Origin of the sequence: Streptococcus sp. 9.1 (assembly GCF_016648815.1) — a bacterium.
GTDB classification, from domain to species: domain Bacteria; phylum Bacillota; class Bacilli; order Lactobacillales; family Streptococcaceae; genus Streptococcus; species Streptococcus salivarius_E.
Map to the genome: position 1 here is coordinate 1 of NZ_JACLQS010000023.1, position 21,306 is coordinate 21,306.

At 38.0% G+C, this 21,306-nt stretch carries 24 protein-coding genes, 2 tRNA genes and 1 pseudogene; 3 read left to right on the forward strand and 24 right to left on the reverse strand.

The features are described 5' to 3' along the window. The 6 genes and pseudogenes from H7T93_RS09545 to H7T93_RS09570 form a co-directional block, all read right to left on the reverse strand. A pseudogene (locus H7T93_RS09545) lies at positions 1 to 156 on the reverse strand (ISL3 family transposase); the annotation flags it as partial. 225 nt (positions 157 to 381) lie between these two features. Then, the gene (locus H7T93_RS09550; protein ID WP_175057806.1) at positions 382 to 1,014 is read right to left on the reverse strand and encodes a CHAP domain-containing protein; all 633 of its coding nucleotides are present in this window, start codon (positions 1,012 to 1,014) and stop codon (positions 382 to 384) included. A 186-nt stretch (positions 1,015 to 1,200) separates the two neighbouring features. Next, a complete protein-coding gene (gene glnA / locus H7T93_RS09555; protein ID WP_002884322.1) occupies positions 1,201 to 2,544 on the reverse strand; it encodes a type I glutamate--ammonia ligase in 1,344 nt (447 codons plus the stop codon). 48 nt (positions 2,545 to 2,592) lie between these two features. After that, on the reverse strand, positions 2,593 to 2,967 hold the full coding sequence (locus H7T93_RS09560; protein WP_201041928.1) for a MerR family transcriptional regulator: 375 nt from the start codon (positions 2,965 to 2,967) through the stop codon (positions 2,593 to 2,595). Positions 2,968 to 3,140: 173 nt separating this feature from the next. Beyond that, a complete protein-coding gene (locus H7T93_RS09565; RefSeq protein ID WP_037602725.1) occupies positions 3,141 to 3,644 on the reverse strand; it encodes an FUSC family protein in 504 nt (167 codons plus the stop codon). A 188-nt stretch (positions 3,645 to 3,832) separates the two neighbouring features. Further along, entirely contained in the window at positions 3,833 to 5,032 is a 1,200-nt protein-coding gene (locus H7T93_RS09570; protein WP_175057807.1) for a phosphoglycerate kinase, read from the reverse strand. A 141-nt stretch (positions 5,033 to 5,173) separates the two neighbouring features. On the opposite strand from H7T93_RS09570, the gene H7T93_RS09575 reads away from it, so the two are divergent. After that, positions 5,174 to 5,878, forward strand: a complete 705-nt coding sequence (locus tag H7T93_RS09575; RefSeq protein ID WP_175057808.1) for a hypothetical protein — start codon at positions 5,174 to 5,176, stop codon at positions 5,876 to 5,878. Between the two features lie 111 nt (positions 5,879 to 5,989). Here the strand turns inward: H7T93_RS09575 and gap are convergent, their stop codons facing one another. The 10 genes from gap to rsgA form a co-directional block, all read right to left on the reverse strand. Next, positions 5,990 to 7,000 (reverse strand): type I glyceraldehyde-3-phosphate dehydrogenase, encoded by a 1,011-nt coding sequence (gene gap, locus H7T93_RS09580; RefSeq protein WP_002884461.1) that lies wholly within the window; start codon positions 6,998 to 7,000, stop codon positions 5,990 to 5,992. A gap of 187 nt (positions 7,001 to 7,187) precedes the next feature. Further along, a complete protein-coding gene (gene fusA / locus H7T93_RS09585) occupies positions 7,188 to 9,269 on the reverse strand; it encodes an elongation factor G (protein WP_002891917.1) in 2,082 nt (693 codons plus the stop codon). 211 nt (positions 9,270 to 9,480) lie between these two features. Next, positions 9,481 to 9,951 carry a 30S ribosomal protein S7 gene (gene rpsG, locus H7T93_RS09590; RefSeq protein ID WP_002884746.1) on the reverse strand — a complete coding sequence of 157 codons (471 nt, stop codon included), beginning with the start codon at positions 9,949 to 9,951 and terminating at the stop codon, positions 9,481 to 9,483. An 18-nt stretch (positions 9,952 to 9,969) separates the two neighbouring features. Beyond that, a complete protein-coding gene (gene rpsL / locus H7T93_RS09595) occupies positions 9,970 to 10,383 on the reverse strand; it encodes a 30S ribosomal protein S12 (RefSeq protein ID WP_002884809.1) in 414 nt (137 codons plus the stop codon). A gap of 228 nt (positions 10,384 to 10,611) precedes the next feature. Continuing rightward, entirely contained in the window at positions 10,612 to 11,427 is an 816-nt protein-coding gene (gene purR / locus H7T93_RS09600; protein ID WP_002891918.1) for a pur operon repressor, read from the reverse strand. Positions 11,428 to 11,520: 93 nt separating this feature from the next. After that, positions 11,521 to 12,462, reverse strand: a complete 942-nt coding sequence (locus H7T93_RS09605; protein ID WP_175057809.1) for a 3'-5' exoribonuclease YhaM family protein — start codon at positions 12,460 to 12,462, stop codon at positions 11,521 to 11,523. Then, positions 12,452 to 13,726 (reverse strand): DNA recombination protein RmuC, encoded by a 1,275-nt coding sequence (locus H7T93_RS09610; protein ID WP_175057810.1) that lies wholly within the window; start codon positions 13,724 to 13,726, stop codon positions 12,452 to 12,454. Before H7T93_RS09610 ends, H7T93_RS09605 begins: the two co-directional genes overlap by 11 nt. Before the next feature lies 1 nt (position 13,727). Continuing rightward, positions 13,728 to 14,360, reverse strand: coding sequence for a thiamine diphosphokinase (locus tag H7T93_RS09615; RefSeq protein WP_002884399.1), 633 nt, complete (start codon positions 14,358 to 14,360; stop codon positions 13,728 to 13,730). Further along, a complete protein-coding gene (gene rpe, locus H7T93_RS09620; RefSeq protein WP_002884311.1) occupies positions 14,353 to 15,012 on the reverse strand; it encodes a ribulose-phosphate 3-epimerase in 660 nt (219 codons plus the stop codon). The genes H7T93_RS09615 and rpe overlap by 8 nt, the downstream gene beginning before the upstream one ends. Before the next feature lie 7 nt (positions 15,013 to 15,019). After that, positions 15,020 to 15,892, reverse strand: a complete 873-nt coding sequence (rsgA, locus tag H7T93_RS09625) for a ribosome small subunit-dependent GTPase A (protein WP_038676801.1) — start codon at positions 15,890 to 15,892, stop codon at positions 15,020 to 15,022. A 136-nt stretch (positions 15,893 to 16,028) separates the two neighbouring features. On the opposite strand from rsgA, the gene H7T93_RS09630 reads away from it, so the two are divergent. Next, positions 16,029 to 16,111, forward strand: a tRNA-Leu gene (locus H7T93_RS09630). A gap of 39 nt (positions 16,112 to 16,150) precedes the next feature. Here H7T93_RS09630 and rsmA read toward each other — a convergent pair. The 5 genes from rsmA to trxA all read right to left on the reverse strand — a co-directional run bounded on the left by rsmA (position 16,151) and on the right by trxA (position 19,344). Next, positions 16,151 to 17,023, reverse strand: a complete 873-nt coding sequence (gene rsmA, locus H7T93_RS09635; protein WP_038676803.1) for a 16S rRNA (adenine(1518)-N(6)/adenine(1519)-N(6))-dimethyltransferase RsmA — start codon at positions 17,021 to 17,023, stop codon at positions 16,151 to 16,153. A 126-nt stretch (positions 17,024 to 17,149) separates the two neighbouring features. Beyond that, positions 17,150 to 17,710 (reverse strand): ribonuclease M5, encoded by a 561-nt coding sequence (gene rnmV, locus H7T93_RS09640; RefSeq protein WP_013991215.1) that lies wholly within the window; start codon positions 17,708 to 17,710, stop codon positions 17,150 to 17,152. Further along, entirely contained in the window at positions 17,703 to 18,479 is a 777-nt protein-coding gene (locus tag H7T93_RS09645) for a TatD family hydrolase (RefSeq protein WP_201041930.1), read from the reverse strand. The genes rnmV and H7T93_RS09645 overlap by 8 nt, the downstream gene beginning before the upstream one ends. A gap of 53 nt (positions 18,480 to 18,532) precedes the next feature. Next, positions 18,533 to 18,964, reverse strand: a complete 432-nt coding sequence (locus tag H7T93_RS09650; protein WP_014635075.1) for a CoA-binding protein — start codon at positions 18,962 to 18,964, stop codon at positions 18,533 to 18,535. A 65-nt stretch (positions 18,965 to 19,029) separates the two neighbouring features. Beyond that, entirely contained in the window at positions 19,030 to 19,344 is a 315-nt protein-coding gene (trxA, locus tag H7T93_RS09655; protein WP_002884315.1) for a thioredoxin, read from the reverse strand. Between the two features lie 194 nt (positions 19,345 to 19,538). On the opposite strand from trxA, the gene H7T93_RS09660 reads away from it, so the two are divergent. Next, positions 19,539 to 20,321 (forward strand): protein-ADP-ribose hydrolase, encoded by a 783-nt coding sequence (locus tag H7T93_RS09660; protein WP_073685467.1) that lies wholly within the window; start codon positions 19,539 to 19,541, stop codon positions 20,319 to 20,321. A gap of 31 nt (positions 20,322 to 20,352) precedes the next feature. Here H7T93_RS09660 and H7T93_RS09665 read toward each other — a convergent pair whose 3' ends face one another. The 3 genes from H7T93_RS09665 to H7T93_RS09675 all read right to left on the reverse strand — a co-directional run bounded on the left by H7T93_RS09665 (position 20,353) and on the right by H7T93_RS09675 (position 21,304). Beyond that, a complete protein-coding gene (locus H7T93_RS09665) occupies positions 20,353 to 20,766 on the reverse strand; it encodes an acyl-CoA thioesterase (protein WP_073685468.1) in 414 nt (137 codons plus the stop codon). A 17-nt stretch (positions 20,767 to 20,783) separates the two neighbouring features. Next, on the reverse strand, positions 20,784 to 21,119 hold the full coding sequence (gene traF, locus H7T93_RS09670) for a conjugal transfer protein TraF (protein WP_060971720.1): 336 nt from the start codon (positions 21,117 to 21,119) through the stop codon (positions 20,784 to 20,786). Between the two features lie 111 nt (positions 21,120 to 21,230). Continuing rightward, positions 21,231 to 21,304: transfer RNA gene (locus tag H7T93_RS09675), tRNA-Asn, on the reverse strand. Between the last annotated feature and the right edge of the window lie 2 nt (positions 21,305 to 21,306).

A 21,306-nucleotide genomic window follows, 5' to 3' on the forward strand; every position in this document is an offset into this window, starting at 1 on the left:
CTTGATTATCATTCCATGGCAATGAGGGCATGGTGGTGCAGGGTAATCGAGTTTTGCTTGAATCTCGATATGAGTGTCAGTTTCGAAAACAAGTGAAATCTTGATATTTTGGTCTTTAATTCCGATTAATTCTGTGGTATTCTTAATAAGTCTCATAAGTTCTTCCTAATGATGGTTTGGTTGCTTTTCATTATAGTTCTTATGGGACTTTTTGTTTACACTCAAAAAGCTCTATAATCTCTACAGTGGTTTTACCCACTACAGAAATTATAGAGCCATAAAAAAATGGTAGCCATCTAGCTACCATTTTTTAAGTTTAAATCTAGTCCAATACACAATCCTTCAGTAAGTAAAAAAGCGCTATAAGCGCTTCTTTCCGTTTTATGCACCTGGATAAATGTAAGATACTGAACCTGGTGTTAGTGAATTTTGTGGATCAAACCAACCACGATAGTTATTGATTTGTTGTTGACCTTGATAATTTGACTCCAAGATTTGAATTTGACCATCTTGACCAACTTGTGTTACATAACCAACGTGACCATAACCACCATCAGTCCAACATACAATTGATCCTGTCACAGGTGTTGAACCTACAGCATAACCTTGGCTAGCAGCGCTTCCGGCCCAATCACCACCATTACCCCACCAGTTACTTGCCCATGGAGCGACTTCCTTAACACCCCATGTACATTGACCAACTGGATAGCGATTCCAAGTAGCATCTGAATCAGTAGCTGTTACCTCTGAAGAAGAAACTTCTGTTGTTTCTTCAACTGCCGTAGTAGCTCCTGAAACTTCCAAGCTTCCACCAGGAACAATTGTTGACCAAATAGTCATGCCATTTTCAGCTGCTAATTGATAAGGATCTACACCATACTGACTAGAAATCCCGAAGAATGAATCTCCATTTTGAACTGTATAAGTATCAGCATTAACTGTTTGTGCGACTGTAAGACCGAGCAATAATGCACTTGAGGCTGCTGCCAAAGCAGCTTTTTTTGTAGTTTTCATATTTCCCCCTGAATAAGATTAATATGGAATTAGTTTAACACTCTCATATTTTAATGCGATTAAGGGGGAATAAAGAAATATGACAAAAGAAAACAGCTCAGTTAAAACTACGTAATTTGTCCAAGAACTTAATAAATTTAGAAGAAAAAGAAAACCAGGCATAACCTGATTTTCAAATTTAATTCCTTAATAAATGTCCAAGTAGTTATCAATTTCCCATTGTGAAACAAAGGTAGCATAGCTTGCCCATTCCATACGTTTCGCATCAAGGAAGTTTGTATAGATATGATTACCCAAAGCTTGACGAACCACTTCATCTGTTTCCAATGCTTTAAGGGCGTTACGAAGTGTTGATGGCAAATCAATAATACCTGCTTCTTTACGTTCTTCAGGAGACATTGAGTAAATGTTTGTTTCAACTGGATCTGGAGCATCAATCTTGTTAATAATACCATCAAGACCAGCTTCCAAAAGAACAGCAAGTGCCAAGTATGGGTTTGCCATTGGGTCTACTGAACGCAATTCCAAACGTGTACCCATACCACGAGACGCAGGAACGCGGATCAATGGTGAACGGTTGCTACCTGCCCATGCAATATATACAGGAGCTTCATATCCAGGAACCAAACGTTTGTAAGAGTTAACTGTTGGGTTAATAATTGCAGTATAGTTATATGCATGTTTCATCAAACCACCAAGGAAGTAGTAAGCGTCTTGAGACAATTGCATACCACGTGGATCCTCTGGATCAAAGAATGCATTCCCTTCTTCAGTGAAGAGAGACATGTTACAGTGCATACCGCTACCAGCAATACCATATTTAGGTTTCGCCATAAATGTCGCATAAAGACCATGTTTACGAGCGATTGTCTTAACAACCAATTTGAAAATTTGGATATTATCACAAGCCTTCAAAACATCTGTATACTTGAAGTCGATTTCATGTTGACCAACCGCCACTTCATGGTGAGATGCCTCAACATCAAATCCCATTTCTGTCAACACATTAACGATTTCACGACGTGTGTTGTCTGCAAGGTCAGTAGGAGCAAGGTCAAAATAACCACCTTTATCGTTAACTTCAAGCGTAGGATTACCTTGCTCATCTAATTTGAAAAGGAAAAATTCTGGTTCTGGTCCAAGGTTAAATGATTTATAACCAACTTCTTCCATATGACGCAAAGCTTTTTTCAAGTTACCACGAGGGTCACCAGCAAATGGTTCACCCGCAGAAGTATAGATATCACAAATAAGACCAGCTACTGCACCATTTTCATCGCCCCAAGGGAAAACTGTCCACGTATCAAGATCTGGGTAAAGATACATATCAGATTCGTTGATACGAACAAATCCCTCGATTGATGAACCATCAAACATAGCTTTATTTGAAAGTACCTTATCCAACTGTTCATCTGTCGCAGGAATTTCAACGTTCTTCATAACACCAAGGATATCAGAGAACATTAAACGCAAGAAAGTAACATTCTTCTCTTTGACTTCGCGACGAATATCAGCTGCTGTGATTGCCATAATAGGGGTCTCCTTTATAAAAACCAAAAATAAAAGTTCAAAGCGTAATTAGATACGCAAGTTACCAAATTGTTGTGACGGGATCGTAAAACGGCCTTGCTGAAGGAGTTCATCATGCAAGATACGTCGAACGTCCGCATCTGTTAAAGCCACTTGTTTTTGTTGGGCACGAACTTCACGCTCTTCGTACTCATGTTTAATCGCTGCAATATTGTAACCATCATCCAAAAAATCTTTGATTTCCAATAAACGATCCATATCATTTAATGAGTACATCCGACGATTTCCAGCTGTACGTTCAGGTTGAATTAAACCTTGATCTTCATAGTAACGAATTTGACGAGCGGTTAAATCCGTCAACTTCATAACTGTTCCAATCGGAAAAACAGCTAGAGAACGCCTTAATTCTTTCTCTCTTGCCATGATCATCCTCCTTTCCTAACAATTATATTCTGAATATTTCTACATGTCAACAGTTTATGTCACTTTTTCTTACACAATAAGCAATTACCGAACATTACATTGTATATTCGCTCTAATTTAAGGATTTTATCGAAAAATCATAAAAAATAGAGTCCAATAGAACCCTATCATTCTTATTTTAAATGTTTAAGTAGCCAATCATAATCATAATTGACAAGGATTGCTATAAAGACTCCACAGAAAGTTTCAAAGACTCTAGCAATAACATAAGTAAAGGTATTATCAGGCGGAATAGACAAGGTAATAATCAAAAGTGCAGCCACACCACCAATAACACCAGAAGCATTATTAAAAGACACATTAATGACAATCGTTAACATTGTCAAAATTGGAACCAATAGCAAGGTCACCCAAACTGAATGATGAAACCACATATTCACAAAGTAAAATAATAACGACAAAAGACCTCCAACCGTATTCGCAAAAATACGTGATTTACCAAACTGAATACTTCTATCAAAGTTTTCTCGAAGACTAAAGACTGCTGTCAAACAACCAATCTGAAGCCCTTCCCAACCTAAAGCAGAAAAAAGACCTAAAACAAGAAAGACAGCAAGTCCCGTCTTAAGTGTACGCATACCAAATTTAAATTTTTTCGGTTCAAATTTCAATCCCATTTTACCATTTTAACATGATTATGAACCATTTGGCTACTTATACAGTATGTTACTGCAAAGTTCTAACTAATAATCGCCAATTTTTAGAGAGAAACTTACTTTCCAATAATAGTTTTAGCCTCTATCAAACACTCAATGAGATGACACAAAAAAGAGTTGGTTTCCCAACTCTTATCATTCTAATAGACTTATTTATCAGTAAGTGCAGCCAATCCTGGAAGTTCTTTACCTTCAAGAAGTTCCATAGAAGCACCACCACCAGTAGAGATCCATGAGAATTTATCTGCACGACCAAGGTTGATAGCTGCGGCAGCTGAATCACCACCACCGATGATTGATTTAACGCCTGGTTGTTTCACGATAGCGTCCATCACACCGATTGTACCAGCTTGGAAGTCAGGGTTTTCAAATACACCCATAGGTCCGTTCCATACAACTGTTTTCGCACCAGTCAAGGCTTTATCGAATTCAGCAATTGATTTAGGACCGATATCCAAACCAAGGAAACCTGGGTCTACTGCTTCACCTTCAGTGTCTTTCACTTCAGTGTAGTCAGCAAATGCATTAGCTTCTTTTGAGTCAACTGGCAAGATCAATTTACCATTTGATTTTTCAAGAAGAGCTTTAGCAACATCAAGTTTATCTTCTTCTACAAGTGAGTTACCGATTTCGATACCTTGTGCTTTGTAGAACGTGTAAGTCATACCACCACCGATAAGAACTTTATCAGCTTTTGCAAGAAGGTTTTCGATAACACCAATCTTATCAGATACTTTAGAACCACCAAGGATAGCTACGAATGGACGTTCTGGAGTTTCAACTGCTTCTTTGATGTAAGCAATTTCGTTTTCAAGAAGGAAGCCAGCAGCAGCTTTGTCAACATTTGCTGAGATACCAACGTTAGATGCGTGTGCACGGTGAGCTGTACCGAATGCATCGTTTACGAAGATACCATCTCCAAGTGATGCCCAGTATTTACCAAGTTCAGGATCGTTTTTAGATTCTTTCTTGCCATCAACATCTTCAAAACGAGTGTTTTCAACCAAGAGAACTTGTCCATCTTCAAGAGCATTAACAGCTGCTTCCAATTCTGCACCACGTGTAACGCCTGGGATAAATTTAACGTCTTGACCCAATTTCGCAGCCAAGTCAGCGGCTACAGGAGCAAGTGATTTTCCTTCCTTATCAGCTTCTTCTTTTACACGTCCAAGGTGAGAGAAGAGGATTGCACGTCCGCCTTGTTCAAGAATGTACTTGATAGTTGGAAGAGCAGCAGTGATACGGTTATCGTTAGTGATCACGCCATCTTTTACAGGTACGTTGAAGTCAACACGAACGAGAACTTTTTTCCCTTTCAAGTCAACATCTTTAACAGTCAATTTAGCCATTTGATCAGACTCCTTAATTTTTTAATACGTTTTCATTATATCACAAAATGCATAAAAGAGATAGCAAAATCAGAAGGATTTCTAGCTTATTGCTAGTATAATACATTTATCATATAATCAAAATAGAAAGGTAAAAAAGCTATGAAAAAACAACTAAACAATAGGCAGCAACAAGCTGACTATGATCTAAATGTAATCCTCATTCTTACCCTTGTTCCTCTTCTACTCTTTCTTACTTTTAAACCAACTCTTTTTTCCTACACTAAGCAAACCTCAGTACCACTATGGCTTCGATTAATCTTATTAGCCAGTTGTCAATTTGCCATTGCAGGCTTGGGAACCAGCACTGTTATGCTTTATCGTAAAGAATCTTTCAGATACTTTAGATTAATCACAAAAAATCTAGTTCCTACCCTTTTTCAATCTCTTCTTATAGCCTTACCACTTATCATATTGAAAGTAGTTACTCACCAGATTCATTCCTATCTACCTCTTCAATCAATACAATTAACAAAAGAAGTAATGATACAATCATTTCCTAGTAATATCCTAGCATACCTATTCATCTGTCTTATTTGGGGATTCTGGGAAGGATTTAACTATGTAGTCATCGCTGAAAAGATACGCATACGTTTTCCATCTCCTTACTCTTGGTTAGATAGTGGAGCAATAACTTGTGCGATTTTTTGCCTTCTTATCCATGGAATCATTGGTTTTGATATCTATACCTTATTTGAAGCACTTACCGTTTTTATACTAATTTATGGTATGCTAGCCATTCAAAAACACAATAAAAACTCCTGGGGTTGTGTCATGCTCTTTCTACTTATTTGGAATGCCTTCTAGCTTATTCATAAATCACAATACTACTAAGATTATGACAGCCAATTTATACGGCTGTTTTATTATTTTGAGAAATAAAAAAAGAGCCGAAGCTCTTCTTTTTATACAATTGAATTATTTAGCGATTTTCGCGAAGTATTCAAGAGTACGTACAAGTTGTGAAGTGTATGACATTTCGTTGTCGTACCAAGAAACAACTTTAACCAATTGTTTACCATCAACAGTTTGTACTTTAGTTTGAGTTGCATCAAACAATGAACCGTAAGAAATACCTACGATATCTGAAGATACGATTGGATCTTCAGTGTAACCGAATGATTCGTTTGAAGCTGCTTTCATAGCTGCGTTCACTTCATCAACAGTAACGTCTTTTTCAAGAACTGCTACCAATTCAGTAACTGATCCAGTTGGAACTGGAACACGTTGTGCAGCACCGTCAAGTTTACCGTTCAATTCTGGGATAACCAAACCGATAGCTTTAGCAGCACCAGTTGAGTTAGGAACGATGTTTGCAGCACCAGCACGTGCACGACGAAGGTCACCACCACGGTGTGGTCCGTCAAGGATCATTTGGTCACCAGTGTAAGCGTGGATAGTAGTCATCAAACCTTGTTTAACACCGAAGTTATCTTGCAATGCTTTAGCCATTGGAGCCAAGCAGTTTGTAGTACATGAAGCACCTGAGATAACTGTTTCAGTACCGTCAAGGATGTCGTGGTTAGTGTTAAATACGATTGTTTTAACATCGTTTCCACCAGGAGCAGTGATAACAACTTTCTTAGCTCCACCTTCGTGCAAGTGTTTTTCAGCAGCATCTTTCTTAGCAAAGAAACCAGTTGCTTCAAGAACGATTTCTACACCGTCGTTAGCCCAGTCAATTTGTTCTGGGTCACGTTCAGCAGAAACTTTAACGAATTTACCATTAACTTCAAATCCACCATCTTTAACTTCAACAGTACCGTCGAAACGACCTTGAGTTGTGTCGTATTTCAACAAGTGTGCAAGCATAACTGGATCTGTAAGGTCATTGATGCGTGTAACTTCAACACCTTCTACATTTTGGATACGACGGAAAGCAAGACGACCGATACGACCGAAACCGTTAATACCAACTTTAACTACCATTAGTGATTTCCTCCTTATGAAAATCAAATAAATATAATTTTGAGAGCAAGCTCTCCCTATTGTGAAAAGATTAACTTGAGCGCTTTCAACTCAACCTTTCAACAGTCATATTATATAATTTTTTTCAAAAAATTGCAAACAGAAAAGGCACTTACTTTCATAAGTACCTTAACTTTATAAGTTCTAATTAAGCTTCACCAGAATTTTTCTTGATGATTTCTTCTTGAACTGATTTAGGAACATCTTCATAGTGGTCAAATACCATCATGAATGTACCACGTCCTTGTGTTGCAGAACGAAGTGTTGTTGCATAACCGAACATTTCAGCAAGTGGAACATATGCACGAACAATTTGGCTGTTACCATGTGCTTCCATACCATCAACACGTCCACGACGAGCTGTAACGTGACCCATAACATCACCAAGGTTTTCTTCAGGAACAGTGATTGTTACAAGCATCATTGGTTCAAGGATAGTTGGTTGTGCAGTCTTAGCAGCTTCTTTAAGTGCAAGAGACGCAGCGATCTTGAAGGCAGTTTCAGATGAATCGACATCGTGGTATGAACCATCGTAAAGTTTAGCTTTGATGTCAACCATTGGGTATCCAGCAAGGACACCGTTAGCCATAGATTCTTCCAATCCTTTTTCTACTGCAGGGATGAATTCACGTGGAACCACACCACCGACGATAGCATTTTCGAATTCGAAACCTTTACCTTCTTCATTTGGAGTAAATTCAATCCAAACATCACCAAACTGACCTTTACCACCAGATTGACGTTTGAAGAATCCACGTGCTTGTGTAGCTGCACGGAATGTTTCACGGTATGATACTTGTGGAGCACCTACGTTTGCTTCAACTTTGTGTTCACGTTTCAAACGGTCAACAAGGACATCAAGGTGAAGTTCACCCATACCAGAGATAACTGTTTCACCAGTTTCAGGGTTAGTTTCAACACGGAATGTTGGATCTTCTTCAGCAAGTTTTTGAAGACCGATACCCATCTTATCTTGGTCAGCTTTAGTCTTAGGCTCAACCATCAATTGGATAACTGGTTCTGGAACTTCGATTGACTCAAGAATAACTTTAGCTTTTTCATCAGTCAATGAGTCACCAGTTGTAGTATCTTTCAAACCGATAGCAGCAGCGATATCACCGGCGTATACTTGTTCAATTTCTTGACGGCTGTTAGCGTGCATTTGAAGGATACGTCCGATACGTTCACGTTTACCTTTAGATGTGTTCATTACGTATGAACCTGATTGAAGGATACCTGAGTAAACACGGATAAATGTCAAACGACCTACAAATGGGTCAGTCATGATCTTGAAGGCAAGAGCTGCAAATGGCTCATCATCAGATGCTGGACGAGTTTCTTCTTCGTCTGTATCTGGGTTGATACCTTTGATTGCAGGGATATCAAGTGGGCTTGGAAGGTAATCGATAACCGCATCAAGCATCAATTGAACACCTTTGTTCTTGAAGGCAGAACCACAAAGAACTGGGAAGAATTCAACATTGATTGTTGCACGACGGATAGCTGCTTTCAATTCCTCGTTAGTGATTTCTTCACCTTCAAGGTATTTCATCATCAAATCTTCGTCAGTTTCAGCAACTGCTTCGATCAATTTTTCACGGTATTCGTTTGCTTGATCAACGTAATCTGCTGGAATATCTTCTTCAAGAATATCTGTACCAAGGTCATTAGTATAGATTTCAGCTTTCATTTTAATCAAGTCAATGATACCACGGAAATCATCTTCAGCACCGATTGGCAATTGGATTGGGTGAGCGTTTGCTTGAAGACGATCGTGAAGTGTGCTTACTGAGTAAAGGAAGTCTGCACCGATTTTATCCATTTTGTTGGCAAATACGATACGTGGAACACCATACTCAGTTGCTTGACGCCAAACTGTTTCAGTTTGAGGTTCTACACCTGATTGTGAGTCAAGAACGGTTACGGCACCATCCAATACACGGAGTGAACGTTGTACTTCGATTGTGAAGTCCACGTGTCCTGGTGTATCGATGATGTTAACGCGGTGACCATCCCATTGTGCTGTTGTAGCGGCAGATGTGATGGTGATACCACGTTCTTGTTCTTGCTCCATCCAGTCCATTTGTGATGCACCTTCGTGAGTTTCACCGATTTTGTGGATTTTACCAGTGTAGTAAAGGATACGCTCTGTTGTAGTTGTTTTACCGGCATCGACGTGGGCCATGATACCGATATTACGAGTTTTTGCAAGTGAAAATTCGCGTGCCATTAGGTTTATTCTCCTATAAATATTTTAGTTTACTTATTTATTATAACATTATTGTCAAAAAACGGATAGGCAGGACCTACCCGTTTTTCACTAATATTTAACTGGTTTTCAAATGATAGGAATGATATTATTTGAATTCAAAGTCAGCCTATTACAAATCCATAATCTTATCTTATGAATATATGACTGTAATTCAGCTTGAAACTTATGATTACCAGCGGAAGTGTGCAAAGGCACGGTTTGCTTCAGCCATTTTGTGAGTATCTTCACGTTTCTTAACTGATGCACCAGTGTTGTTTGCAGCATCCATGATTTCTTTTGCAAGACGATCTTTCATAGTGTGTTCACCACGCGCACGTGATGCGTTAACCAACCAACGAAGACCAAGAGTTGTACGACGTTCTGGACGAACTTCAACTGGGACTTGGTAGTTTGAACCACCTACACGACGTGCACGTACTTCAAGTACAGGCATGATGTTGTCCATAGCTGTTTCAAATACTTCAAGAGCATCGTTTCCAGTTGCTTCTTTAATTTGCTCGAAAGCATCGTATACGATTGTTGCAGCAGTACCACGTTTACCGTCAAGCATTACACGGTTGATAAGACGTGTAACGATTTTTGAATTGTACAATGGATCTGCCAATACTTCGCGTTTAGGCGCTCTATTTTTACGACTCATTTTATCTTATCTCCCTTCTTATCCTTTAGGACGTTTAGCACCGTATTTAGAACGGCTTTGTTTACGATCAGCTACACCTGCAGTATCAAGTGCACCACGGACGATGTGGTAACGTACCCCTGGAAGGTCTTTTACACGTCCACCACGGATAAGAACAACGCTGTGTTCTTGGAGGTTGTGTCCGATACCTGGGATGTAAGCAGTAACTTCGATAAGGTTGCTCAAACGTACACGAGCGAATTTACGAAGGGCTGAGTTAGGTTTCTTAGGTGTCATTGTTCCAACACGTGTTGCAACACCACGTTTTTGTGGTGAAGATACGTTAGTTTGAACTTTTTTGTGGCTATTGTAACCAACGTTCAAAGCTGGTGATTTAGATTTAACAACTTTTGATTGACGTGGTTTACGAACCAATTGGTTAATTGTAGGCATCTACATTCTCCTGTGTTTTTTTATTTTTGGTTGATATGGCACTTGGTGACAGCCCATATCTGTGTGTACTTTTGCAACTTATGTCAGCACGTCTCTGTACACTTTTGAGAGACCAAAAGTAAAAAGTACCGTCTAGTATAATATCATTTTTCGATAGTTATTGTCAACAGTTTCTTGTTAAAAAGAAAAATTCCTAATCATCAAATTAGGAATAATATCGTAGATTAATTACTTGTCAAAAATATTACCGACTTCAACTTCTACCTTCTGTGCTTTTACATCAATGTCAGAAACAGTAAGTAATGATTTATATTCATGGATATCACGATCGCCCTTGGCATTTTCTGCGAATACAGCTACACCTACTAACTCACTATCAAATTCTGAAAGCAAGCTAATCATACCCGTAATGGTACCACCACCTTTAAGAAAATCGTCAACAATAAGGACGCGGCTATTGGGTTTCAAACTACGTTTTGAAAGGAACATCTTTTCAATACGGTCACTTGAACCACTAACGTAGTTTACCGATACAGTTGAACCTTCTGTAATTTTTAAGTCACGGCGAACAATAACAAACGGAATGTTCAAGACATCTGCTACTGCATTTGCTAAAGGAACTCCTTTAGTTGCTACAGTCATAACGGCATCAATTTTTTGTCCCTTAAAGGCACTAGCAATGATACGACCAACATTTTTCAAAATAGATGGTGTACTCAATAAATCAGATAAGTAGAGATAACCACCTGGTAAGATACGATCACTCTCTGAAAGACGTTTACAAAGATCTTCAACCAGACTTCTTGCATCTTCATCAGAAATGGTCGGTGTAAACATAACACCGCCAGATGCACCAGTTACTGTTTCGATTTCTCCTATTTGACTTTCCTCAAAAGCTTTTTTAATGATAGCAACATCTTCTGAGATTGAAGACTTAGCAGCTTCATATCGCTCTGCAAAAGTATTGAGACTTGTCAATTGATAGGGATTATTAATTAGGTAGTTTGAAATCACTACCATGCGTTCACTTCGTTTTAATTTCATATGTTACCTATATTTTCTGTACTTTTTAACTATTATACCATAATACAGCAAAAAACGAACATTTTCATATAAAATGCTCGCTTAATTTCGATTTTAATCAAATTTTGGCTTGTAGAAGGAACGATTATCCATAGCAAAGAGACGATTTGTCATTTCTCCTGGTCCTACTAGGTTAAGAGCTGTCGTCATCATCATCATACTGGCATCAAGATTATCAATCATATGAATAATTTCTGCTTCCATAATACGCGGGCGAACTGGGCTACCATACTCCAGTTGTCCGTGGTGGCTGAGAATAACATGACGCAAAACAACGACATCCTCACGCGTATCGTCAATATTAAGTTCCACAAGGACCTTGGTAATTTCTTCATCAATCAAGGCAATATGACCAATTAAGTTCCCACGAACCGTATACTCAGTGTTTTCAGGACCAGTAAGTTCAATAACCTTAGCTAAATCATGAAGCATAATCCCTGCAAAAAGTAGACTCTTATTGAGCTCTGGATAAATATCTCCAATGCTGTCCGCTAGGCGAACCATAGTAGCCGTATGATAGGCTAGTCCACTTTCAAAAGCATGGTGATTTGTTTTAGCAGCTGGAAAAGTGAAAAACTCTTTATTATACTTTCGATAAAGAGCACGAACAACACGCTGCCAAGTTGCTTCCTCAATCTTGAAAATCATTTGCTCTAGGTATTCGCGTACTTCAGTAGGATTTACCGGTGGTTTCTCTTTGAAATCAGCTGGATCATTTGGCTCACCAAATGTAGGCAAGCGTAAGGTTATTTGGTTTACCTGAGGAGTATTATTATAAACTTCTCGACGCCCCTCCATATGCACTACTTTACCTGCGGTAAATTCTTCGACATTATAAGGCTGAGCATCCCACATGTTTCCTGAAATCTCTCCAGTATCATCCTGAAAAGTAAAGGCAATATAATCCTTTCCTGCTCTTGTCTTACGTACCTCTGCACGCTTAATCAGATAAAAACCTTCAAAATACTCGTCTTTTTTCATTTGATTAATCTTCATGCTTGTCCTCGTTTTCTAATCGTGGTAAATCTAACAAACTTTGTGTCGCACTGTCTTGATAGGTTTCAATTGTATCAAGAGCTCTAACAATTGCCCTACTCCTTGTGTTGAGAAGACTATCGACTGTTTTACTTGCTGTATTCAATTGTCTCTGAGCTTTAGCTAACATATCTCCAAACTTGCTAAATTCTAGTTTGACATTGCCTAAAACCTTACTAATATCATCTGCATTCTTTTGAATATTCAAAGTTCTAAATCCTACGGACAATGAATTCAAGAGTGCTGATAAGGTTGACGGCCCTGCGATAACAATATTCTCTTCGCGACGAAGGGCGTCAAAGAAGGCTGGTTGGCGTACTACCTCAGCATAAAGTCCTTCCGTCGGCAAAAATAATATACCAAAATTTGTGGTTTCAGGTGGGTTAAGATACTTCTTGTTAATATCCTTTGCAAATCGCTTAATACTAGTCAAAAGTGACTTACGGTGATTCTCAATCTCCTCTTTATTACCAGACTCATAAGCATCTTCCAGACGATAGTAATCTTCCAAAGGAAACTTAGAATCAATGGGAAGGTAGATATATTCATCTTTATGGTTTCCTGGCATTTTGATTGCATATTCAACTCGTTCACTTGAACCTGATACCGTAGGAAATTCTCGCTCGTACTGATTAACAGTCAATATGTCTTCAATAATTTGCCCTAATTGAAGCTCTCCCAAAATACCTCGTGTTTTTGTATTTGAAAGGACCTTGTTAAGACTTCCAACATCCTTGGCTACATTTTTCATTTCCCCCAAGCCCTGGTTAACCGACTCTAATTGTCTTGAAACCGTCTCAAAAGAGGCTTGTAAACGTGTTTGTAAGGTTTGCTCAAGTTTCTCTTCAACTGTCTGACGCATTTGTTCCAAACGTTTCTCATTGGAATCCTGCATATCTTTAACAGCTTTGGTTAAGCTTTGGTTTATTTGCTCAAGGCGTTGGTCGGAACGGTCTCGATTATCAGACAAATTTTGATGTAAAACCTCTCGGATATCTGTCAACTGTTGATATAGTTCCATCTGCAATTGGTTCAATTGCTTTGTCGTTTCCAGTTGATTTGTCTTAGCAAAAGATTCCAATTGAAACGAAACTTGATCTGAAAGATTATCTGCATTTTCTTCCAAACTCTTATTAATCTGTTCTTTTAACTCCATATTCTTCAAGAAAAGAGCAATAAGAATCCCCAAGCTTAATAAAGTTAAAAGTGTAAGTAGATAGATCATACTAACTCCTATCTTTAGTCTGGATGACAATCACATATCCATTTGGCACAAGCACTTGAATCGGACCATCAACGAATTCATTGCTAGAATAGATTTTCTTCTGGAAATAATTCATACTAGTTAATTCGTATTTTGCTCCCAAAATCGTCAGTTCTCCATCTCCTTCATGTAAAAAAGAAACATATGTCATTCCGGGTTCTGGTAAAACTTTATGACTTCCTTCTGGATAATAAGTAATCTTATTTTGCTTATCTCGCAAACAGATACGCCTCATAAAAGGAGCTAATTCAGGATCGCTGACCAAAAATATATTTGATAACATATGATCAATTCTGCCACCAAAAGCACCAAAAATAGTTACTTCCGCCTCAGGATATAGCTGAAATATAATTTTTAGGGCTAACTCTGTATCCGTATCATCCTTTTCAGCTGGAGCAATCATACAATCTTTGGCAGCTGATTGAATCATCTCTAACTCTGACCGAGATACTGAATCAAAGTCTCCGACAGCCAAATCAAGAGGTAAACCTAACTCCAACAAACGTAAGCACGCACGATCCACCCCAACAAAATAATCAAAATCGGTAGCGAACCACTCTAGCTCACCACCGACAAATAAAGCTATTTTAGGCATCGATAGCATCACGAAGCGTTTGAACTTGCGCTGTCAAATCAGGATTTTTGAAGAGGTAAGAGCCCGCTACAAAAACATTAGCCCCCGCCTTGGCACATGCTGCAATAGTGTTGTTATCTACACCACCATCAACTTCAATATCGAATGAATAGCCACCTTTTTCACGAAGCTCCACAACACGCTCTACTTTAGACATCATTTCTGGAATGAACGCCTGACCACCAAAACCTGGATTTACAGTCATGATAAGTACTTGATCCACTAAATCAAGTACAGGAATAAGTGCCTCAACTGGGGTTCCAGGATTAATCACAACACCTGCTTTCATACCAGCAGCTTTGATTTTCTGGAGGGCACCATGGATATGCTTAGTGGCTTCAACATGAATGGTCATGATATCTGCACCAGCTTGTGCATAGGCATCCACATAACGCTCAGGATCAACAACCATAAGGTGACAATCAAAAACTAACTTGCTATGTTTACGCATGCTAGCAACCACATCTGCTCCCCAACTGATATTAGGAACAAATTGACCATCCATAATATCAATGTGAACATACTCCGCACCTGATGCATCAATACGAGCTAGTTCTGAAGCAAAATTAGCGTAATCAGCAGCTAGGATAGAAGGAGCAATTTTATATGACATGAGAGACCTACTTTCTTTTTACAGTTTTTTTATATGTTTCACGACGATTTTCAATTTCACTTAAAAATTGAAGGTAATTATCATAACGGACTTGCCAGATCTGGCCATTTTCAACCTCATCCTTAACAGCACAAGAAGGCTCATGGGTATGAGTACAAGAACGGAATTTACAGCCATGACTAGCTTGACGGATTTCCGGAAAAGCTTCACTCAAGTCCTCTGCATTATCCACTTCATAATCTAGCGAAGAGAATCCTGGTGTATCAGCAATCTTCCCACCATGAACGTCATAAAGACTTACAGCCCTTGTAGTATGACGTCCACGACCTAGACTGTCTGAAATCTCACCTGTTTCTATATGTAACTGTGGGGCAATACGGTTCAACAAGGTTGATTTTCCAACACCTGTCTGTCCCATAAAGACTGTTATTTTATCAGTCAAGAGCGGCAATAGTTCTTCCAAACTGAAGATAAAATCAAAACCAATTTTTTGATACTGTTTTTGAATAGCTTTCATTTCTGAATCATCTTCAACCAAGTCCATCTTAGAAATATAGATTACAGGCTTTATATTTTTATGCTCTAGTAAAACCAAAAAACGGTCCAAAAGATTACTGTTAAAATCCGGTTCCTTGGCAGACATAATAACCACAGCCTGATTTATATTGACAATGGGTGGACGCACTAAACTATTGATTCGTTGACCAATTTTAAGGATATAACCTTCTGAATTTTCCTCTGCTGAAAATTCAACAAAATCTCCAACATAAGGTGTTTGTCCTTTTTTTCTAAAATTTCCTCGTGCACGCGTCTGGTATACAACACCATCATGCTCTACATAATAGAAACCTGCCAGTGCTTTGATAATTCTTCCTTGCAAGTGAACTCCTCATTCGTTTAATAGCCCTATTATATCACAAATTAGAAAGCTTTTCTGGAACAAAAAAACGGATCTTCCATTTCCCATGGGCCTCCTTGCATTTTCAATAGATTGCAGTATAATAGGCATATCATCTGCGGAGGTGGTGGAATGGCAGACACGCATGCTTCAGGCGCATGTGCTTTTTCAAGCGTGAGGGTTCAAATCCCTCTCTCCGCATAGCTAAAAATCCCACTGAATCTCAGTGGGATTTTTGAATTATAGGCCTGCTTCTCTCAAAGCATCTGATAAGTGTGCAAAATCAGAAATAGATAAAGCCTCTCCACGAATAGAAGGTTTTATATCTGCAATTTCCAAAGCCTGCTCAAGTTTGGCTTTCACTTCCTCAGATTTACCAAAATGATTTGTTAAATTATTCCACAATGTCTTACGACGATGGACAAAGCTAGCCTTAGCCACTCGGAAAAGGAAATCCTCATCTTTAACTTCAACCAACGGTTGTTCACGACGCGTCATCTTCAAAATAGCTGAGTCAACATTAGGGGCTGGTACAAAGACTGTACGAGGGACAATGAATGCCACTTTAGCGATCATATAATACTGAACAGCAATTGATAGAGAACCATAAGCCTTACTATTAGGCTCTGCAGAAATACGGTCAGCGACTTCTTTTTGCATCATAACGACAAATTCTGCAAAAGGAATCTTACTCTCAATCAAATGCATCAAGATTGGCGTCGTAATATAATATGGCAAATTGGCTACGACCTTAATTGGTAGTTCTGGATTTTTAAATTCTTTTACTCGTGTCTGTAAATCCGCCTTGAGAACATCTTCATTAATCACGTTAACATTATCATGATCACGTAATGTATCCTCCAAAATCGGAACCAATCGATCATCAATTTCAAAAGCCATAACTTCCGCAGCATTTTCAGCCAAGAATTCTGTTAATGCTCCAATACCAGGTCCAATTTCAATTACATTGACATTTTTATCAATCTCTGCCGTATCAACAATTTTTTGTAAAATATTTGTATCTGTTAAGAAGTTCTGTCCGAAAGACTTCTTAAAGGTAAAGCCATGGCGTTCAAGGACAGCCTTGGTCACGCTATAATCTGCAATTCTCATTTATTCTCTTTTCTTATTAATTTCACGATTTTTATATTTGGACAAAAAATAGGTCCAAATTCTTAATTATCCCAACCTCTATAATAAGCTACTTAATAGCGATTTGATTTTAAGATTACTGGTAGTCTAATAATTTGACATAGCCTCTTCCAGCTCCTCTAGAGTGATTCCAAACAATTCCAAACGTTTTAGAAGCTGCTTTCCATTGCAATAACCAATACGAAGCGCCTCGCCCAAATATTCTCGACGCTTTCGACTATCTGCTCCCATTAGTAGTCCTAACTTCATAAGATTTGATTTACTAATATCAAACTGATTATCATCATCGTAACTACCTAGAACTCCAGATAAGGCCTTTTGAAGATCCTCAAAACTCGCATGCTCAACACCCAATGAACGACCTTTAGTCTTAGATTTTGGTGTTGCTTCCCCACGGTTTAAAAAAGCATGCTTTGCTGTCGGAACAGCTTCCATGATGATTTTACGGATACGTTCACCATTATAGTCTGGATCAGTAAAAACAATCACCCCGCGTAAATCATTAAGCTTATTGATACGCTCTAAGTCGTCTTCATTGATAGCAGAGCCTCTAGTCTCATAGGTATCCACCTCATAAAAGCGTCTCAAATTTGCAGTATCATCCTTACCTTCTACCACGATGACTTCTTGAATTTTTATTTTATTCATCCAGCCCAAAAATCCTCATCGCATTATTATAAGTAGCCCTAGCAACCTCTTCACTTGTTAAACCACGAAGCTCAGCAATCTTGTCTACTACGTAACGTGTATAGCCTGTACGATTCTCTCGACCACGTTTGGGAACGGGTGCCAAATACGGTGCATCCGTTTCAACCAGAATCTTATCTAAAGGTAACTTCTGAGCAGCTTCTTGGACATCCAAAGCTTTCCTAAAAGTTACAACACCTGAAAATGAAATCATCATTCCAAGATCAACAAATTTTTGAGCCATCTCTAGGGATCCTGAGTAGGAGTGCATAATCCCCCCACGAGGACCAACACCAACTTCTTTAATAACAGCGTAAGTATCCTCGAGTGCATCACGTGTATGGACAACAAAAGGTAGATTGTGTTTCTTTGACAAAGCTATTTGACGCTTAAAGACATCAATCTGAATCTCTTTAGGATCTTCCATCCAATAATAATCCAAACCGATTTCTCCAAGTGCCACTACTTTGGGATTATCCAATTGTGATACAATCATATCCTCAATTTCCTGAGAATAGGACCCTGCTTCCGTAGGATGCCATCCAATCGTACTATATAGTTGATTATACTTCTCTGATAGTGCTAAAGATTTATCAATTGTTGGCTTATCAAAACCAACAATATTCATTTTAATAACACCTAGTTCAGCTGCAAAATCTATTTCTTCTTGTTCTTTTCCTGCAAAATTATCCACATTAAGGTGGGTATGCGTATCAAAAATTTCAATCATAGGTCTATTATAACAAAAACGAGCGAGCATAGCTCACTCACCTTTTCATTTTATTAAACAAAGAGTCGCATATATTCTATCTTTGTACAACGATTCATTACAATATCCTGTCTATTCGCTTGACGAAGAATAGTCTCAGCCTCCTCATTCTCAAGACCAATTTGACTCCAAAAAACTTTTGCATCTGTCTCAAGAAAATCATAAGCAACATCTGGTAAAAACTCACTTCGTCTAAATACATCAACAATATCAATCGAAAATGGGATATCTTTAAGATAAGCATAAACATGCTCTCCAAGAAGCTCCTGGCCTTCTAGTTTGGGATTTACTGGTATGATACGATAACCAGCAGCTTGTAGAAAATGAGCAACCTGATAAGATGCTGCCTCCTTGCGATGAGATAAACCAACAATTGCAATCGTCTTTGCCGATTTTAAATAAGATTCTATAACCTCAGCACTAGGATTTTGAAATGAATAAGACATATGACTCTCCTCGTCGTTCGAATAAACTAAAAATAAAAATCCCTAAACGGGACTGTGACAATTAGTTAGCTAAGCTCTGCAACGATAGCTTTAATTTGTTCTTTTGTATGTACACCTGCAACTTGCTTAACAACCTCACCATCTTTTTTGAAGAGTAAAGTTGGAATAGACATGATTCCAAACTTCTGAGCTGTTTCTGGGTTCTCATCAACATCAATTTTAACAATCTTAAGTTCATCTTCTGAAATTTCTTCAGAAAGTTGCTCAAGAATTGGTGCTTGCATCAAGCAAGGCCCACACCAAGTTGCCCAAAAGTCAATCAAAACGAGTCCTTCAGCTGTTTCTTGTTCAAATGTAGCATCTGTTACTACTTGTGTCATATATTCATCCTCCTAGACATTATAAAACTTTTGTAGACTTATTCTATATGATTCTAAAGGCCATTGCAAGAATTTGACACATACATAAAAAATTCTTATCAAATATTAGTCATTACCTATCATAGACATCACTTGCCCACAGGCAGTCTTGGGAGTATAATAATAAAAAACTATAAAAATAGAAATGAGTAAATATGGATAAAGATGCAATGATTACCTATCTCATAGGTGAACTCAAAAAAGAAAATCTAGAATTACATGATTTGATTATCCCAGAAGAACTCGAGGAAAAACAAAAACTTCTCAGAGCACTCTTTAATACACGTAAACCAATGGCAGCATCAACACAATTCTTAACAATCCAAGACCTTTACCTACAAGTTAGAAAAGGGGAAAGAGGATTTGTACAACTCAGTTCGCTCCAGCCCATTCCACAAGATGATCGAATCTCCCTCTGGAAAGGGGATATTACAAGACTCGAAGTAGATGCAATCGTAAATGCAGCGAATAAAACCTTACTTGGATGTATGAAACCACTTCATGATTGTATAGATAACGCTATTCATACATACGCAGGTGTTCAATTACGCCAAGCTTGTTTCGAGCTCATCTTAGAACAAGGATATGAAGAACCCGTTGGCATGGCTAAAATCACCCCAGCTTACAATCTTCCTTCTGCCTTTGTCATCCATACAGTAGGTCCAAAAATAGTAGACCAGCCGACACAAATTGATGAAGATCTTTTAGCAAAAAGTTATCTTTCAGTATTAGCACTAGCTGAGAAAAATAACATTGAATCAATTGCTATACCATGTCTATCAACTGGAGATTTCAATTTTCCAAAACAGGAAGCTGCCAAAATCGCCATTCAAACAGTCAAAACCTTTATTGACGAGTCAAGTATAATAAAAAAAGTAATATTTAACGTATTTGATGATGAAAATTTAGCAATTTATCAAAAACTCCTTGCCGAATAAAAGAAGAAAATCGATTTGATTTTCTTCTTTTTTATTTCATAACTGAATGCTCTTTTAAAAGATTAAAAAATGACGAATAATCTCTTTTAAGATTGACAAAACCACCGTCCTTAGACAAGAAACTATGTTCAGAAACAGCTGTACAAACAAGGATTCCGTTTTGATTTACCATATTGTATACAAAAGTAAGTTTAGCAGATTTAACTCTTTTAACATTAATCTCGATAGAAATTACATCTGCAAAAGTAGAAGTAGCTTTATAGTCACAGGAAATTGAAGTAACAGGAGAGATAATTCCCTCCTCTTCAATTTTTTCATAAGGCCAACCTATCTCTCTTAGAAAAAAAGTTCTCGCCTTTTCCATCCATCGAACATAATTAGAATGATGAGTAATACCCATTCGATCTGTTTCATAATACTGGACCTCGTGTTTACAAATAAACATAAGAACCTCCATAAAGACTAAGAAATAAAATCTAAAATATCATCCTCAGAAAGAGAAGAGTCACATACAACCTTAGCAGCACCGTTTTCTGAAACAAAGAGAGCAGGAACTGTAGCAATACCATATCTTTTACGTAAAGCTTGAATATCTTCTAATTCTTCACTATTTTCGCTATTAATATAGAAAATAGTAAGATTTGAATTACGTGCCACATTTGATAATTTAGGTTCAAAAAGTTGACAATATGGACAAGAAGGACGTCCAATAAATAAAATAAATTTTTCAGCTGTATCAATATTCTCCTTAGCCGAAGAAACAGAAATAGGTGTAAAAGCAGATGCAAAATTTGACATAGAATACCTCTCAATTTAAAATATAGTATTATCATATCTGAAATTTAAACTTTTAACAAGTAAATAACTTAACAAAAAAAGCTAGACCTAGGTCTAGCAATGAGAATTATACTCCGCCAGTAGGACTCGAACCTACGACATCATGATTAACAGTCATGCGCTACTACCAACTGAGCTATGGCGGATA

Excerpts from the sequence above, each read along its gene's own strand:
- purR (WP_002891918.1), bottom strand. The coding sequence starts at position 11,427 with ATGAAATTAAAACGAAGTGAACGCATGGTAGTGATTTCAAACTACCTA.
- rnmV (WP_013991215.1), bottom strand. The coding sequence starts at position 17,710 with ATGAATAAAATAAAAATTCAAGAAGTCATCGTGGTAGAAGGTAAGGAT.
- H7T93_RS09665 (WP_073685468.1), bottom strand. The coding sequence starts at position 20,766 with ATGTTTATTTGTAAACACGAGGTCCAGTATTATGAAACAGATCGAATG.
- rpe (WP_002884311.1), bottom strand. The coding sequence starts at position 15,012 with ATGTCATATAAAATTGCTCCTTCTATCCTAGCTGCTGATTACGCTAAT.
- H7T93_RS09560 (WP_201041928.1), bottom strand. The coding sequence starts at position 2,967 with ATGGCAAGAGAGAAAGAATTAAGGCGTTCTCTAGCTGTTTTTCCGATT.
- H7T93_RS09645 (WP_201041930.1), bottom strand. The coding sequence starts at position 18,479 with ATGATTGAAATTTTTGATACGCATACCCACCTTAATGTGGATAATTTT.
- H7T93_RS09570 (WP_175057807.1), bottom strand. The coding sequence starts at position 5,032 with ATGGCTAAATTGACTGTTAAAGATGTTGACTTGAAAGGGAAAAAAGTT.
- rpsL (WP_002884809.1), bottom strand. The coding sequence starts at position 10,383 with ATGCCTACAATTAACCAATTGGTTCGTAAACCACGTCAATCAAAAGTT.
- rpsG (WP_002884746.1), bottom strand. The coding sequence starts at position 9,951 with ATGAGTCGTAAAAATAGAGCGCCTAAACGCGAAGTATTGGCAGATCCA.
- H7T93_RS09650 (WP_014635075.1), bottom strand. The coding sequence starts at position 18,964 with ATGTCTTATTCATTTCAAAATCCTAGTGCTGAGGTTATAGAATCTTAT.
- H7T93_RS09610 (WP_175057810.1), bottom strand. The coding sequence starts at position 13,726 with ATGATCTATCTACTTACACTTTTAACTTTATTAAGCTTGGGGATTCTT.
- rsmA (WP_038676803.1), bottom strand. The coding sequence starts at position 17,023 with ATGAGAATTGCAGATTATAGCGTGACCAAGGCTGTCCTTGAACGCCAT.
- H7T93_RS09550 (WP_175057806.1), bottom strand. The coding sequence starts at position 1,014 with ATGAAAACTACAAAAAAAGCTGCTTTGGCAGCAGCCTCAAGTGCATTA.
- traF (WP_060971720.1), bottom strand. The coding sequence starts at position 21,119 with ATGTCAAATTTTGCATCTGCTTTTACACCTATTTCTGTTTCTTCGGCT.
- H7T93_RS09575 (WP_175057808.1), top strand. The coding sequence starts at position 5,174 with ATGAAAAAACAACTAAACAATAGGCAGCAACAAGCTGACTATGATCTA.
- fusA (WP_002891917.1), bottom strand. The coding sequence starts at position 9,269 with ATGGCACGCGAATTTTCACTTGCAAAAACTCGTAATATCGGTATCATG.
- H7T93_RS09615 (WP_002884399.1), bottom strand. The coding sequence starts at position 14,360 with ATGCCTAAAATAGCTTTATTTGTCGGTGGTGAGCTAGAGTGGTTCGCT.
- glnA (WP_002884322.1), bottom strand. The coding sequence starts at position 2,544 with ATGGCAATCACAGCAGCTGATATTCGTCGCGAAGTCAAAGAGAAGAAT.
- gap (WP_002884461.1), bottom strand. The coding sequence starts at position 7,000 with ATGGTAGTTAAAGTTGGTATTAACGGTTTCGGTCGTATCGGTCGTCTT.
- H7T93_RS09565 (WP_037602725.1), bottom strand. The coding sequence starts at position 3,644 with ATGGGATTGAAATTTGAACCGAAAAAATTTAAATTTGGTATGCGTACA.
- H7T93_RS09660 (WP_073685467.1), top strand. The coding sequence starts at position 19,539 with ATGGATAAAGATGCAATGATTACCTATCTCATAGGTGAACTCAAAAAA.
- H7T93_RS09605 (WP_175057809.1), bottom strand. The coding sequence starts at position 12,462 with ATGAAGATTAATCAAATGAAAAAAGACGAGTATTTTGAAGGTTTTTAT.
- trxA (WP_002884315.1), bottom strand. The coding sequence starts at position 19,344 with ATGACACAAGTAGTAACAGATGCTACATTTGAACAAGAAACAGCTGAA.